Below are 13,759 nucleotides of genomic sequence, written 5' to 3'. Positions count from 1 at the left end.
TGTACTGTGGAACAGGAGCGGCAGCCAACGACATCTCACGATAGGGACGCCTTCTTTCCCGCCCCGACGCCCGGCCGCCGCGGCGCAGATGCCACGCGTGTGGGCGCTCGGCCGCGACGCGCAACTCGACACCGCATGCGCCGTCATGCGGCTGCTGGCTGCGGCGATGCTGCCGGCGGCGCCGTCGAACGAGCCGCTGCACCGGCAACTCGCCGCCGCGTGGCAGGTCCGCAACCGGCCACAGAGCGCACTGCTGCGCGCGGCGCTGGTCGCCTGTGCGGATCACGAACTCAACGCGTCGACGTTTACGGTCCGCTGCATCACCTCGACGGGGACGCACCTGTTCGGCGCGGTGGCGGGCGGACTCGCGGCGCTGGCCGGTCCGCGTCACGGCGGGGAAACGGTGCGCATCGCCGCACTGCTCGAAGAAGCGGCGCGCGCGCCCGATCTGGACCGCTACCTCGCGAACCGTCTCGCGCATTCCGAACAAGGCGCGCAGGGTCCGCTGCTGTCGGGCTTCGGTCATCCGCTTTATCCAGATGGCGATCCGCGCGCGCGATTACTGTTGACGATGCTCGCCGACCGTGCGCCCAGCCGCTCATCGCTCGACAATGTGCTGAGGCTCGCGCGCGCGGTGCGCGACACGACCGGCGCCGAGCCGACTGTCGATTTTGCATTGGCCGCGATCGAGCGGGTGCTCGGCTTGCCGGCCGGCGCGGCGTTCACGCTATTCGCGGTCGGGCGCGTGGTCGGCTGGATTGCTCATGCGATGGAACAGGCACGCGACGGACGGTTGATCCGGCCGCGCGCACGGTATATCGGGGAATATGAGGTGGACAGGTGATTCGCGGCGATGGGTGCATGGGCTGCTGAGCTGGAGCACGCGGCGAGACTCAGGTGCGGATGCGCCGATCCCCTCGTCTCTTGAGGTTCCGCGCGCTACCACGAACGGGCATGGGCTAAACGCGCGCCAACCACCGCTCGTGGAACGGCTTCAGACCACGCTCGGGCGGCGTGTCAGCCAGGCCAGCATCGGCCGGCCGAATAGTGGCTTCGGCACCGCGTGCTCGGAACCGCTCGCGAGCGCAAAACGCGCCCCCGCCTGCCCGGCGCTGATCCACGCGACCGCGCCGCGCGGCAGTTCGATCGACTCGCCCATCGCCAGCCAGTGATCCTCGTGCTCGCCCTCGACTGTCAACCAGACCTCGCCCGAGATCACCTTGAATATCGACGGACGCGCGACACGCCAGGCCGCCGCGGGCTCGCCATGTTCGAGTTCGAAAATCCGGACTTCACGCATCGCCGTTCTCCTAAAAAAACTTTTCTGTTGTACCGATTATTGACGTGCGATGATCGGAGACCCATGCACAGTTCCGAACACTTTCATCGGAACTGTTCAGTTAAAAAACCGGACAGTTGGCCTGATTGGCTCGACGTGAGTGGCAATTTCGGCTCGCCGGCCCGCGGAGGAGACCACGGTATGAAGCTCGATATCCAGCTCGATCGGGACAACGGCGTGCCGCTAACCGAACAGATCGTCGCGGGCGTCACCGCCTGGATTCGCTCGCGCAACGCGCACCCCGGTTCGAAATTGCCGTCGATTCGCCAGTTCGCCGCCGACTTCGGCGTAAGCCGCTTTCCGGTAATCGAGGCTTACGACCGGCTGGTGTCGCTCGGCTATGTCGACTCGCGTCACGGCTCCGGCTTCTACGTCGCCAATCGTCAACCGGCGGGCACGCTCTGCACAGGCGCCTCGGACCCACGCCGCGCCGAGGATGAATCGGACCACCTGCTGCAGCAGTTCAGCCATCCGGGCGAAACGCTGAAGCTCGGCAGCGGCTTTATTCCGGAAAGCTGGCGCGATATGGACGGCATCGCCCAGGCGATCCGCCACGTGTCGCGCACCGATCCGGCGAGCATGGTCGATTACGCGACACCGCTCGGCAACCCGCTCCTGCGCGAGCATCTGCGCACCCGCATCGCGCAGTTGGGCATCCACGCCGAAGTGTCGCAAATTCTCATCACCAACGGCGCGAGCCAGGCGTTCGATCTGCTGATGCGCTACATGCTGAAGGCCGGCGATACGATCTTTGTGGAAGACCCCGGCTACTACAACCTGTACGGCCTGCTGAAGCTGCATGGCGTCAGGCTGGTCGGCATTGCCCGCGTCCACAACGGACTCGATCTCGACGCGATGGAAGCGCAGCTCAAGCTGCACCGGCCGAAGCTGCTGCTGATCAACACCGTGTTCCATAACCCGACCGGCACCACGGTAGTGCCGCAGGTCGCGTTCCGGCTCCTGCAAATGGCGCGCGAGCATCGCTTCGCGATTATCGAAGACGATATCTACGCCGACTTCCAGACCGATCCCAGCGACCGCCTCGCCACGCTCGATCAGCTCGAACAGGTGATTTACGTGGGCGGACTGTCGAAGACACTGTCGTCGTCGCTGCGAATCGGCTGCGTGGTGGCAAGCCACGCGATCATCAAGGACCTCGTCGATATCAAGATGCTGACGAGCATCGGCGGCTCGCGCTTTGCCGAAGCGGTCGCGGTATCGATGCTGGAGCGCGGCGCGTATCGTAAATACCTCGAACGTCTGCGCCGCCAGATGCGCGACGCGCTCGGCTCGACTATCCAGACGCTCGAGGACGCCGGCTGGGAAATTTTCGAGAAACCGGCGGGCGGCAAATTCGTCTGGGCACGCGTGCCGCACGTCGCCAACGCCGAGCGGCTCGTGGAATGCGGCGCCCCGTTCGGGGTGACGGTCGCGCCGGGCCACCACTTCCGGCCAAACCAGGAGCCGAGCCCGTGGACGCGGATTCATGTGGCATTCGGAAACGATCCGCGCGCGTTGGCGTTTTTCCGCGCGGCCGCGAAGCTGACGCCGGACGACTGAAGGCAGGGCAGGCAAGCCGCCCCATGCACCCGCCCCCGTAAATGGCTGCGCCAGGCCACGCTTTTCCATAAAATAGCGACTCCCAGCCCGTCCCTGCGTGCCAAGCCGCCCTCCATGCCCATGACGCCGACTCCGCCCGCCCTCGCCAGCGACACGGCCCCGACCCCTTCGGCCCGTTCGCTCACCGTCATGCTGTGGCTCGTCGCCACCGGCTTCTTCATGCAGACGCTCGACTCGACGATCGTCAACACCGCGCTCCCCGCGATGGCGACAAGCCTCGGCGAGTTGCCGCTGCGCATGCAATCGGTGGTGATCGCCTATTCGTTGACGATGGCGGTGATGATTCCCGTGTCCGGCTGGCTCGCCGACAAGCTCGGCACGCGCCGCGTGTTCTTCAGCGCGATCCTCGTGTTCGCGGTCGGCTCGCTGCTGTGCGCGAACGCGCATACGCTGAATCAACTGGTGATCTACCGCGTTCTGCAGGGCGTGGGCGGCGCGATGCTGCTGCCAGTGGGACGACTCGCCGTGCTGCGCACTTTTCCGGCGGAACGCTACCTGCCGGCGTTGTCGTTCGTGGCGATTCCAGGCCTGATCGGGCCGCTGATCGGGCCAACGCTTGGCGGCTGGCTCGTCAAGATCGCATCGTGGCACTGGATCTTTCTGATCAACGTGCCGGTCGGTATCGTGGGCTGCATTGCGACGTTTATCTTCATGCCGGATAGTCGCAACGAAGACACCGGCAAGTTCGATATACAGGGTTACCTGTTTCTGATTGTCGGCATGGTGGCGATTTCTTTCGCGCTCGACGGCCGTACCGAATTCGGCATTCAGCACGCCACGGTGCTGGTTCTGCTGATTCTGAGCCTCGCCTGCTTCGTCGCCTATGGTTTGCACGCGGTGCGCGAGCCGGCGCCAATCTTCCCGCTCGATCTGTTCAAGATCCACACTTTCAGCGTCGGCCTGCTCGGCAACCTGTTCGCGCGGATCGGCAGCGGCTCGATGCCCTACCTGATTCCCCTGTTGCTGCAGGTGAGTCTCGGCTATAGCGCCTTCGAAGCCGGCCTCATGATGCTGCCCGTCGCGGCTGCGGGCATGGTATCCAAGCGTCTCGTGACGAAGCTGATTGTCAGGTACAGCTACCGAAGCGTGCTGATGACCAACACAATCCTGGTCGGCCTGATGATGGCGAGTTTTGCGCTCACGAGCGCGAGTCAGCCACTGTGGCTGCGGCTCGTGCAACTCGCGATTTTCGGCGGCGTCAACTCCATGCAGTTCACCGCCATGAATACGTTGACGCTGAAGGACCTCGGCACTGGCGGCGCAAGCAGTGGCAACAGCCTGTTCTCGCTGGTACAGATGCTCTCGATGAGCCTCGGCGTAACGGTGGCCGGCGCGTTGCTCGCGACCTTCACCGGCATCATGCAGCGCGTGACCGCAGCCAATTCGCTGCCCGCGTTTCATGCCACGTTCCTCTGCGTCGGCATCATTACCGCTTGTTCGTCATGGATCTTCGCGCAGTTGGCGCCGGACATTCGCACTCCCGCGAAAAAAACCGATCCGTCAGAACGGGCCTGATCGTTGAACTGAACGCTGGACCGGGCGCGAGGCCGATCGCCGGACCCGTTGCGACGAGGTAAAGCGCCTTCTCGAGCGGCCCGCGACACGGGCCATCGACGAGCGCTGCCGACCTGCAACAGGGCGCGCCGCGCACCAGCGAAGTGCGAATCATCGCCTTCACGCTTGAGCGGGCGCACAATTGTGGCCTCGAAGGTCGAGTCGGAGCATGGTGGCTGGACGCCCACGCAGTGTTTGTGCACGCGCATAGTTCTTGCTGGCCTATCCTGTAAACTTTCGTATCTGCGCGTGCGAACTCGTGCCGAGCCTGCAAGCGCCGCCACTTCCACACGACTGACATGATGAGCATGATCGAACTCGATCCTCCCGGCTTTCAGCCACCCCGCCCGATGGCCGGCGACGAAGGCTCCCGGCGTACCGTTCTGTATGGCGGATACACCGTTTTCAGTGTGTTTCAGCCCGTTTTTTCGGTGTCGCACCGACGTGCAATCGGGTATCACGCCTCGCTGCGCGCTCACGACGAACATGCTCAGCACGTGCCCTCCCACGAAGTTTTCACGCAAGCCGCGCGCCGCGGCGACCTGCTTGAACTCGGGCGCCTGGCTGAGTCGCTGCATCTCGGCAATTTCAACGCGTTCGACAGTCACGACGAATGGCTCTTCCTGAGTCTGCATCCGGCCGCGCTGATGGACACCAGCTACGGTGACGCGCTGCTTGCCAGCCTGAAAACACTTGGTTTGCCGCCACAACGCGTGGTGCTCGAAGTGCCCGAGCAGGCGGGCGGTGAAACCACGCGCTTTACCGAAATCATCGACGTACTGCGTAAATCCGGCTTCCTGATTGCGCTCGACGGCTTCGGCGTGAAGCATTCGAATATCGACCGCGTGTGGAATCTGCGACCGGACATCGTCACACTCGACCGCTGCATCCTCGCGCAAGCCAGCGAACACTCGCATATCGAACGCGTACTGCCGGGCCTCGTCTCGCTGCTGCACGAATCGGGGCAACTGGTGCTGATGGGCGGCCTGAGCACCGAGCGTGATGCCCTGATCGCGCTGGAATGCAACGTGGACTTCGTCCAGGGCGCTTTTTTCGCGGGCCCAAGTGTCGAACCGGTCAAGCCGCAAGCCGCAGCAGGCCTCATGGATACGCTCTCCGCCGCGCTGCGCCAACGGGTTGCAACGCGCGAGAAGGCTCAGTCCGAGCGGCTCGCGCCCTATGCCGCCGCGCTGGAGACGGCCGCCGCGCAATTGGTTGCCGGAGAGTCGCTCGACGAAGCCACCGCGCCGCTGCTCGCACTTGACGAAACGGCTCGCTGCTTCGTGCTGGACGGTTCGGGCCGGCAGATTGGCGACAACGTGTTGCCACCGGGCCGCACGTCGCAACGCGCCAAGCGCTTCCGCCCGCTGCTGCATTCAGAAGGCGCAAGCTGGGAGCGACGCCCGTACTTTATTCAGGCGATGCGTCAACCCGGTCAGGTGCATCTGACGCCGCCGTATCTGTCGATCAACGAAGCGCACCTGTGCGTCACTGCCTCGATTGCTGCCCATACGCCACACGGCACGCAGGTGCTATGCGTCGACATCAATTGGGAAATTGCGGCTCACCGGAGCTAAAGCCCCCGGACGCTGCTGAATCCGGGCAAGCAGTTCCTTGACCGCCTCCCGGCCCAGCATACGGTTAGCGGCCTCCAGACGCGCGGCGCTGGTCACGATGCGCAACGAGACGATCCTCGCCGAACTGTCCGTTGCGCCGTCCGTCAGCACGTCGATGACTCCAACGACGTCGCCCTCGCAGAACAGCGCGATACACACGGCCCCTTGCATCGATACCACCTCGGCATTGGTCGCCTGCTGCGCAAGCGAGGTTATCGCGTTCATCCAGTCGGTGGGCGCCGGCTCGCCTGCACGCACGGGTTCACGCGCCGGTGCCGGAACTGGCTCGCTCAGCGCGGCATGCACAGGCGCATTCTGCGGAACGCACAAGGGGGCGTCGCTCATCACTTCAGGCGCGTCGCTAAAGAGCCGCAGCAGACCCGCCCGGTCCTGCATTTCCAGCGCCACGCGCAAACGCTCGACGATCTGCCCATGCAACGCCGGATCGTGCCGCTTGAGCGGTGCGCCGGCACGTTGTAGCCGCGCCTTGGCCCGATGGACGATCTGCCGGCAAGCGGTCGGTGTGCGTTCGAGAATCGAGGCGATCTCCGCATAGTCGCAATCGAAGGCTTCGTGCAGCACGAACGCTGCGCGCTCCTCCGGCTTCAGATGTTCGAGCAGCAGCATCACGCCATATGACATGTCTGCCGTGCGTAGCGCCAGTTCCTCCGCGGATGGCGCGACTTCGTCGAGCCACGGCTCCGGCAGCCAGCCGGTGGTTTGCGATGCGCGCTCCCGCTGCACCTGCCGAAAGCGGTCGATCGCCATGCGCGTGGTCAGCGTGGTGAGCCAAGCGACCGGTGTTTGCACCGCTTGCGTATCGGCCAGATGCCATTTGAGCCAGGCGTCCTGCACCAAGTCTTCCGCTTCCGCCCGACTGCCCAGCATCCGGTACGCGAGCGCGAGCAGACGGGCGCGCGCGGCCTCGAAACTGGATGCCTTGTCGATTCCCTGTTCCGTCATGCGTGACCTCCAGTTCGTGCGTGGTGAAAAAGTGTGCCTGCGGCGTTGCGAGGGACGCTCGCCATCGCCGGTATTCCTTGCTTGACGTCCGGGCGCTCGACGATGTGACAGCGGCATACAAAAAAATTCCTGTCACACGGCGGGTCGCCGCTTCGTCATATGAGCAACAACCGGTGCATGAAGCGCGCGGTTTCCAAACCAGCGTCGCCCACGCATCTACTCACCACTGGCGCCACCCATGTGTCACGTCACGCGTAACGAGGACTCCATGCCTTCCAGCCCCCCATCCGCTTCCAGTCTCGTGCCAACGGTAATCGAACAGTCCGGCCGCGGCGAACGCGCGTACGATATTTACTCCCGTCTGCTGCGCGAGCGCATTGTGTTTCTGGTCGGGCCGGTGAACGAGCAATCGGCCAGTCTGATCGTCGCGCAGTTGCTGTTTCTGGAATCCGAGAACCCTGACAAGGATATTTCTTTTTACATCAACTCGCCGGGCGGTTCGGTGTACGACGGTCTCGCGATTTACGACACGATGCAGTTCATCAAGCCCGCGGTCTCGACCCTGTGCACGGGCTTCACCGCAAGCATGGGAACGTTCCTGCTCACTGCGGGGCAACGTGGCAAGCGGTACGCGCTGCCGAACGCGCGCATCATGATTCACCAGCCGTCCGGCGGCGGCCAGGGCACCGCGGCGGACATCGAGATTCAGGCAAAGGAGGTGCTGTATTCGCGCGCGCGCCTCAACGCGATGATGGCGGAACGCACTGGCCGCAGCATCGAAGAAATCGCGCGCGACACCGACCGTGACAACTTCATGTCGGCACTCGAGGCGAGGCAATATGGATTAATCGATGAAGTGCTGGAAACTCGCGGGCCAAGGCATGCGCAGAGCGGCACGACTCAGAGCGAAAACATTTAGCGGGACTGATTGGTAACGGCCGTTTGTAGCGACCCAAAGCGCTTTTTTTACCCGAATCGGTGCGACCAGACCACAAAAGCTGCCCACCTTCGCTGGAATCGCTATCATGTCGCGATTCGTCGACTGCGACGATCGCTTCAATGGAGAGATACATGGCGTCATCCAACGAAAACGTCAGCATGGCGCTATTTTGCGACTTCGAAAATGTCGCGCTCGGCGTGCGCGACGCGAAGTACGACAAATTCGACATCAAGCTGGTGCTCGAACGCCTGCTGCTCAAAGGCAGCATCGTCGTCAAGAAAGCCTATTGCGACTGGGACCGCTACAAGAGTTTCAAAGGAGCGATGCACGAAGCCAATTTCGAATTGATCGAGATCCCGCACGTGCGTCAATCGGGCAAGAATTCCGCGGACATCCGGCTCGTGGTCGACGCACTCGATCTCTGCTACACGAAATCGCACGTCAATACGTTCGTCATCATCAGCGGCGATTCGGATTTTTCGCCATTGGTGTCGAAGCTGCGCGAGAACGCCAAGCAGGTGATCGGCGTCGGTGTGCAGCAGTCCACATCGGATCTGCTGATTGCCAATTGCGACGAGTTCTTTTTTTACGACGACCTCGTGCGTGAAAGCCAGCGCTCCGTCGCAAGACGTGAATCGTCGCGCCCGCAGCAGAGTGCTCAGCAGACCGCCAAACGCGCGCCCGATGAGGACAAAGCCCGACCTAAGGAAGATCTGGAAAAACGCCGCAGCAAGGCGGTCGAAATTGCGGTGCAAACCTTCGATGCGCTCGCTTCCGAACGAGGCGACAGCGGCAAGATCTGGGCGTCCGTGCTGAAAAACGCCATCAAGCGGCGCAAACCGGATTTCAACGAGACGTACTACGGTTTTCGCGCTTTCGGCAATCTGCTGGAAGAAGCACAGGCACGTGGGCTGCTTGAATTCGGCCGCGATGAGAAGTCGGGCGCGTACGTGTATCGAAGCGCCGCAGCGACTGTCGCGGGGGAAACCGTGAGCGAGGCGGTTGAAGCTGAGCCGGCTGAGCACTCCTATAAGGCGCAGACGGCGGAAACCAACACTGGCGAACCGGGTGGCAAGCACGAATCACGTCGCAAAGACCGCAACAAACGCAAAGCGGGTCGCGGCCAGCAAGAAGTTGTTTCTGAGGAATCCGCTGCGGTCGGGCCGGCCGTCACCGAGTTGGTGATCCTCACCGAGCCGCAGGAAGACAAGACGCATGAGCAGCTGCCGTCCGCCAACGAGTTCGTGGCAATCGCGGCAATGCAGCCCGAAACGCCCTCGGTAGCATCGGAACACGCGAGCACGGAATCTGTCACTGGCGGCGAAAGCACTCAGGAAGACGAAGGTGACCAACCCGAACGTCCACAGAACGCGAAAAAACGCGCGTCACGCAAGACAACTGCGAAGAAGGTGAAGAAGAGCACGCCGCGACCGATCGACGAGGTGCCCGAGATCGCCGCACCGACCGAGACCTCTGCGTCGCCGGGAAGCGAGGGAGAAGCGCCTGTGGCTGCGAGGAAAACGGCTCGCAAGACAACAGCACGCGGCCGTCGTCCGCGTAAGGCAACAACGGCGGACAAGCCGGAGAGCACGGAATAAACCACCACGGCATATCCGCTCCCAGTCGCTGAGCAGGTACACGGTTTGCCATGCACGCGTCCGCGTACCCGCTCGTACCACCCAAAGTGCCCGCCCTGCCCTGCGTATCGAATCACGACGGCCGAAAGGCTCAACGACCCAATAACCCGTCAAAAGGCAATAACCTTGCCAGTCATGCAGGACCGCAAAACAATATCGCCTGACATACCGCGATATGTCAGGCGATAGCTCACCGCGATCCCATCCAAGCCCACGGCCTTCGCCAGGAACTCGCCGACCTCATTTCGCACGTTTCCGCCAGCAATAAAATCTTTACGGCAACCGGCAAACCCGCTCACCTGCTCGAAAAGACCCGACCTCCCGGCAACGCTGAACACCAAGGCCCATCCACACAGATTGACCGCCCATGGGCTCCGATGCTCAATAGTACGGATAAGGCGAATACATGACCGGAGGCGGTGCGTAATAAGGACGAGGCGCGACATACACCGGTTGCGGCGCTGCATAGTACGGCTGCGGTTGCGCAATCGTGTCGCCCTTGGAGGTCATGCATTGGACGTACGCCGCGTCGTAACTCGCCTGCAGACCGGCCGCCGAATACTGGGCGCTATTCGCGCCGTTCGCGCCGCCGATCAGCAAGCCACTGCCCGCGCCGATCGCCGCGCCAGCGCCGGCATTGCCCGCCGCCGCGCCAAGCAGCGCGCCGATCGCCGCGCCGCCAAGCGTGCCCAGCGCCGCGCTGTTCACGCCATTCGTCGTAGCAGCCTGCGCCGCGCCGGATGGATTGATTGAGCGATTCGCGTAATCACGGCATGCGTAGTCGTCCTGCTGGAACTGCTGGAGCGGTTGGCCGCTACGCGGCAGCGCGACCACGCTAGGACCGCTCGGTGGTACCACGGCGCAACCGCCGAGTACGAGTGCGATAACGGCCGCCGGGATGGCCAGGCCGATCGATTTATTGTTGGAAGTCATGGTAGTGCACTTCAGGAAATTGGAATTCAAACGTTAGGCTAATCGCCAAATTCCGTGGTTACTGCTTCGTTACAGAAAGTTTTTCGCCGCGCCACGCCGGTTGGGTGTGCGCATCGCGAAAACACGATGATCGCGCGCGTCATGGCAGGTAATGCTTGTAAGCGCATCGGCAATCAAATTATGCGGGGCACCGGCCTACACTCGCGTCAAACGAACCCCGCCGCACGCTCGCACGGCAACGCGGTCACCCATCGTGTCGAAACAAAGGATACCTCAATGAACCGGCTCATTCTTGCCGCGAGCGCAGCTTGCGTCGCATGGGCGGCGCCCGCCTTCGCCCAGTCCACGCCGGGCGCGCCTGATAGCGCGCCTCAGCAACCGGCCACGACGTTTTCAAGTGCCGCCATTGCGCAGAATTTTCAATACATCAATCATCCGCCGCCACCGCCCGCGCCAGCCAGTTCGGTAACGTCGACGGGTAGCGGCCGGGGTCATCGGCATCGGCAGATGTCGGGCAGCTCCGATTCGGGCGGCTAAAAAACCGCTAACAGGCGGCTGGCAAGCACCTCGTTAACAGCGCGCGGCTCAACGCAACGCAAGCGCTTCTCCGCGTCCATTTCACGTCGTCAGCACAAAACCGCGGTTACCAACTGTAACCATGTTCTACGCAAAAACAGCGGAAAAGACACACGCCGGCAACATAACAGGACGTGCCGATTCAGCCGTTGTCGAAGCAGAACCCCAAACCACGCCGCAAAAAAACAGAAAGCCCTCGCACAGGAGGGCTTTCTTGATTCGCTACCGCGCTCATCGCTACCGCGACAGTCAGTTTTGACTATCGCGATCTTCGTGCCACGAAAGCACGGCAGATCACGGCAACCGGCAATCTCACGCGAAGTTTTTCGCTGCGAAGTCCCAGTTGGCGATGTTCCAGAATGCTTCGACGAACTTCGGACGCGCGTTACGATAGTCGATGTAGTAAGCGTGTTCCCACACGTCGATCGTCAGCAGCGGCTTTGCGTCGGTGGTGAGCGGCGTTGCGGCGTTGCTGGTCGACACGAGGTCGAGCGAACCGTCAGCCTTCTTCACGAGCCATGCCCAGCCCGAGCCGAACGTGCCGACTGCGGTCTTCGTGAATTCTTCCTTGAACTTGTCGAACGACCCCCACTTCGCGTTGATCGCGTCAGCGAGCGCACCGGTCGGCGCACCGCCACCTTGCGGCGACAGGCTGTTCCAGAAAAACGTGTGATTCCAGATTTGCGCCGAGTTGTTGAAGATGCCGCCCGACGACTTCTTGACGATCTCTTCGAGCGACAGGTTTTCGAACTCCGTGCCCTTGATCAGATTGTTCAGGTTGGTCACATAGGTCTGGTGATGCTTGCCATAGTGAAACTCGAGCGTCTCTTCCGACATATGCGGTGCGAGCGCGTTTTTCGCGAACGGCAGCGGCGGGAGCGTATGTTCCATGGTGCTTTCCTTCTGTCTGTATCTGTTGTGGGGGGAGTCTGCGGATGACGCTATCGAGCACTCGATTGTAGGCGAGTTGGAATAACCCCGCAAACCAACGGACTTTATGCCGGGCATGCCGAAGATGCCGCGCGCAAAGCCTTCTCAGCGAATGCGCACGGCGCGTGCCTGCTTTCCGGAAAGCAAAAAAAGATGCGACACGCGCCCATGGGTGAAACATCAGAAGCCATCGTCAAGACGCGCCTGCACATCGGCGAGCGCGATGTCGGCCGAGCCTTCGGCGAGATGCATCGTCAAACGCCGCCCCGGTTTCAACGAAGACGGCGCGCGAATCGCGCGGCCGCTCTGCGCGTCGAGCACGGCCGCATAACCGCGTTCGAGCGTGCGCTGCGGGCTCAGCACTTCGAGCCGCGCGGCGAGCGTATCGATCCGCGCAAGCTGACGTTCATGCTGGCGTAACCATGCCGTGTGCAAACGTTGCGCGAGATTGCCAAGCCGCACGCGCTCGGCCGCGAGATCGGGACGCCAGCGCTGCCAGCGCATCTGCAACAGCGAAAACCGCGCGCGCGCATCGCGCACCGGACGCGCACCCGCCGACGCAAGCCTCGCGCTCAACTGCCGCAGATGCACGCGCTGCCGCGCAAGCCGTTCGGCCGGCGACACAAGCCGGCGCGAGAGCCAGTCGAGCTGCTGCGAGCGCCGCTCCATCATGCGGCCGAACGCGCGCGCGAGCGTCGCATGCCGATGATCGAGTTCGCGCAGCAGCAGCACACGCTGCGGACTCACGAGTTCGGCGGCACCGGTCGGCGTCGGCGCGCGCACGTCGGCGGCGAAATCGGCAATCGTGAAATCGGTTTCGTGACCGACCCCGCTCACCACGGGAATCACGCTTTCCGCGATCGCGCGCGCGAGCACTTCTTCGTTGAAGGCCCACAGGTCTTCGATCGACCCGCCGCCGCGGCACACGATCAGCACGTCGACCTCGCGCCGCGCGCCGGCCGCCTCGACCATCGCGGCAAGCTTCGCGCTGACGCCCGCGCCCTGCACCGGCGCCGGATAAACGATCACCGGAATATGCGGCGCGCGGCGCGACAGCGTGGTCAGCACGTCGCGCAGCGCGGCGGCCTGCAACGACGTGACGATGCCGATCGCGCGCGGATGCGCCGGCAACGCGCGCTTGCGTTCGGCCGCAAAGAGGCCCTCGGCTTCGAGCTGCGCCTTCAGCCGCAAAAACGCTTCGTAGAGACGCCCCTGGCCCGTGCGGCGCACCGCTTCCACGTTCAGTTGCAACTCGCCGCGCGGCTCGTACATCGTGACGAGCGCGCGCACCTCGATACGGTCGCCTTCGCGCGGCGTGAATTCGGCGTACTGCGCGCGGCCGCGGAACATCACACAGCGCATTTGCGCCTGCGCGTCCTTGATCGAGAAATACCAATGACCGCTCGCGGCGCGCGTGAAATTTGACACTTCGCCCGCCACCCAGACCAGCGGAAACGAGCGTTCGAGCATCGTGCCGATCGCACGATTGAGCGCGGACACGGCAACGACGACCTCGCCGCCGGGCATCGCCGGCGAGGAAAAGGGGCTTTCGGAATTCATGCGAGGAATAAGTAGGACTGGCCGGACAGACGATAGACCGAGCGGCCATCGGCGTCCAGCCTGATCGCCAAACTGTTAAAAGTGTCCACAT

The 13,759-nt window shown here is 63.0% G+C and carries 13 protein-coding genes; 7 read left to right on the top strand and 6 right to left on the bottom strand.

The window, feature by feature from the left end; translation table 11 throughout:
* Positions 1 to 844 (top strand): citrate synthase (locus G3N58_RS26560; protein ID WP_241017244.1); only part of this gene is annotated, 844 nt, incomplete at its 5' end.
* Between the two features lie 150 nt (positions 845 to 994).
* Here the strand turns inward: G3N58_RS26560 and G3N58_RS26555 are convergent.
* Positions 995 to 1,300 (bottom strand): DUF2917 domain-containing protein, encoded by a 306-nt coding sequence (locus G3N58_RS26555; RefSeq protein ID WP_206000637.1) that lies wholly within the window; start codon positions 1,298 to 1,300, stop codon positions 995 to 997.
* 180 nt (positions 1,301 to 1,480) lie between these two features.
* Between G3N58_RS26555 and G3N58_RS26550 the strand changes: the two genes are divergently transcribed.
* The 3 genes from G3N58_RS26550 (at position 1,481) to G3N58_RS26540 (ending at position 6,090) form a co-directional block, all read left to right on the top strand.
* Complete coding sequence (locus G3N58_RS26550) at positions 1,481 to 2,899, top strand: PLP-dependent aminotransferase family protein (protein ID WP_206000635.1); 1,419 nt, start codon at positions 1,481 to 1,483, stop codon at positions 2,897 to 2,899.
* A 120-nt stretch (positions 2,900 to 3,019) separates the two neighbouring features.
* Positions 3,020 to 4,474, top strand: a complete 1,455-nt coding sequence (gene mdtD, locus G3N58_RS26545; RefSeq protein ID WP_205192755.1) for a multidrug transporter subunit MdtD — start codon at positions 3,020 to 3,022, stop codon at positions 4,472 to 4,474.
* A gap of 341 nt (positions 4,475 to 4,815) precedes the next feature.
* Complete coding sequence (locus G3N58_RS26540; RefSeq protein ID WP_206000639.1) at positions 4,816 to 6,090, top strand: EAL domain-containing protein; 1,275 nt, start codon at positions 4,816 to 4,818, stop codon at positions 6,088 to 6,090.
* Here G3N58_RS26540 and G3N58_RS26535 read toward each other — a convergent pair.
* On the bottom strand, positions 6,046 to 7,092 hold the full coding sequence (locus tag G3N58_RS26535; RefSeq protein WP_167041260.1) for a sigma-70 family RNA polymerase sigma factor: 1,047 nt from the start codon (positions 7,090 to 7,092) through the stop codon (positions 6,046 to 6,048). The two genes, G3N58_RS26540 and G3N58_RS26535, sit on opposite strands and share 45 nt — an antisense overlap.
* A 268-nt stretch (positions 7,093 to 7,360) precedes the next feature.
* On the opposite strand from G3N58_RS26535, the gene clpP reads away from it, so the two are divergent.
* Together clpP and G3N58_RS26525 are read left to right on the top strand one after the other, a co-directional pair.
* The gene (clpP, locus tag G3N58_RS26530; protein ID WP_167041064.1) at positions 7,361 to 8,011 is read left to right on the top strand and encodes an ATP-dependent Clp endopeptidase proteolytic subunit ClpP; all 651 of its coding nucleotides are present in this window, start codon (positions 7,361 to 7,363) and stop codon (positions 8,009 to 8,011) included.
* 152 nt (positions 8,012 to 8,163) lie between these two features.
* Positions 8,164 to 9,630, top strand: a complete 1,467-nt coding sequence (locus tag G3N58_RS26525; protein WP_167281663.1) for an NYN domain-containing protein — start codon at positions 8,164 to 8,166, stop codon at positions 9,628 to 9,630.
* A 149-nt stretch (positions 9,631 to 9,779) separates the two neighbouring features.
* Here the strand turns inward: G3N58_RS26525 and G3N58_RS26520 are convergent, their stop codons facing one another.
* Together G3N58_RS26520 and G3N58_RS26515 are read right to left on the bottom strand one after the other, a co-directional pair.
* A complete protein-coding gene (locus tag G3N58_RS26520; protein ID WP_167041051.1) occupies positions 9,780 to 10,010 on the bottom strand; it encodes a hypothetical protein in 231 nt (76 codons plus the stop codon).
* A gap of 40 nt (positions 10,011 to 10,050) precedes the next feature.
* Positions 10,051 to 10,602: a glycine zipper family protein gene (locus tag G3N58_RS26515; RefSeq protein ID WP_206000633.1), complete on the bottom strand. Its 552-nt coding sequence runs from the start codon at positions 10,600 to 10,602 to the stop codon at positions 10,051 to 10,053.
* Between the two features lie 276 nt (positions 10,603 to 10,878).
* Between G3N58_RS26515 and G3N58_RS26510 the strand changes: the two genes are divergently transcribed.
* Positions 10,879 to 11,139, top strand: coding sequence for a hypothetical protein (locus tag G3N58_RS26510; protein ID WP_167041046.1), 261 nt, complete (start codon positions 10,879 to 10,881; stop codon positions 11,137 to 11,139).
* Between the two features lie 351 nt (positions 11,140 to 11,490).
* On the opposite strand, the gene sodB is transcribed toward G3N58_RS26510, so the two are convergent.
* Positions 11,491 to 12,069, bottom strand: coding sequence for a superoxide dismutase [Fe] (gene sodB, locus G3N58_RS26505; RefSeq protein ID WP_167041043.1), 579 nt, complete (start codon positions 12,067 to 12,069; stop codon positions 11,491 to 11,493).
* Positions 12,070 to 12,288: 219 nt separating this feature from the next.
* Positions 12,289 to 13,668 (bottom strand): exodeoxyribonuclease VII large subunit, encoded by a 1,380-nt coding sequence (xseA, locus tag G3N58_RS26500; RefSeq protein WP_167281665.1) that lies wholly within the window; start codon positions 13,666 to 13,668, stop codon positions 12,289 to 12,291.
* Positions 13,669 to 13,759: the final 91 nt, after the last annotated feature.

The organism is Paraburkholderia sp. Ac-20342 (genome assembly GCF_017104985.1).
GTDB lineage: Bacteria > Pseudomonadota > Gammaproteobacteria > Burkholderiales > Burkholderiaceae > Paraburkholderia.
This window is presented reverse-complemented; position numbering and strand designations above follow the sequence as displayed.

What these genes read in the sequence shown, in the direction of transcription:
- G3N58_RS26555 (WP_206000637.1), bottom strand. Translation starts at nt 1,300, where the DNA reads ATGCGTGAAGTCCGGATTTTCGAACTCGAACATGGCGAGCCCGCGGCG.
- G3N58_RS26550 (WP_206000635.1), top strand. Translation starts at nt 1,481, where the DNA reads ATGAAGCTCGATATCCAGCTCGATCGGGACAACGGCGTGCCGCTAACC.
- mdtD (WP_205192755.1), top strand. Translation starts at nt 3,020, where the DNA reads ATGACGCCGACTCCGCCCGCCCTCGCCAGCGACACGGCCCCGACCCCT.
- G3N58_RS26540 (WP_206000639.1), top strand. Translation starts at nt 4,816, where the DNA reads ATGAGCATGATCGAACTCGATCCTCCCGGCTTTCAGCCACCCCGCCCG.
- G3N58_RS26535 (WP_167041260.1), bottom strand. Translation starts at nt 7,092, where the DNA reads ATGACGGAACAGGGAATCGACAAGGCATCCAGTTTCGAGGCCGCGCGC.
- clpP (WP_167041064.1), top strand. Translation starts at nt 7,361, where the DNA reads ATGCCTTCCAGCCCCCCATCCGCTTCCAGTCTCGTGCCAACGGTAATC.
- G3N58_RS26525 (WP_167281663.1), top strand. Translation starts at nt 8,164, where the DNA reads ATGGCGTCATCCAACGAAAACGTCAGCATGGCGCTATTTTGCGACTTC.
- G3N58_RS26515 (WP_206000633.1), bottom strand. Translation starts at nt 10,602, where the DNA reads ATGACTTCCAACAATAAATCGATCGGCCTGGCCATCCCGGCGGCCGTT.
- G3N58_RS26510 (WP_167041046.1), top strand. Translation starts at nt 10,879, where the DNA reads ATGAACCGGCTCATTCTTGCCGCGAGCGCAGCTTGCGTCGCATGGGCG.
- sodB (WP_167041043.1), bottom strand. Translation starts at nt 12,069, where the DNA reads ATGGAACATACGCTCCCGCCGCTGCCGTTCGCGAAAAACGCGCTCGCA.
- xseA (WP_167281665.1), bottom strand. Translation starts at nt 13,668, where the DNA reads ATGAATTCCGAAAGCCCCTTTTCCTCGCCGGCGATGCCCGGCGGCGAG.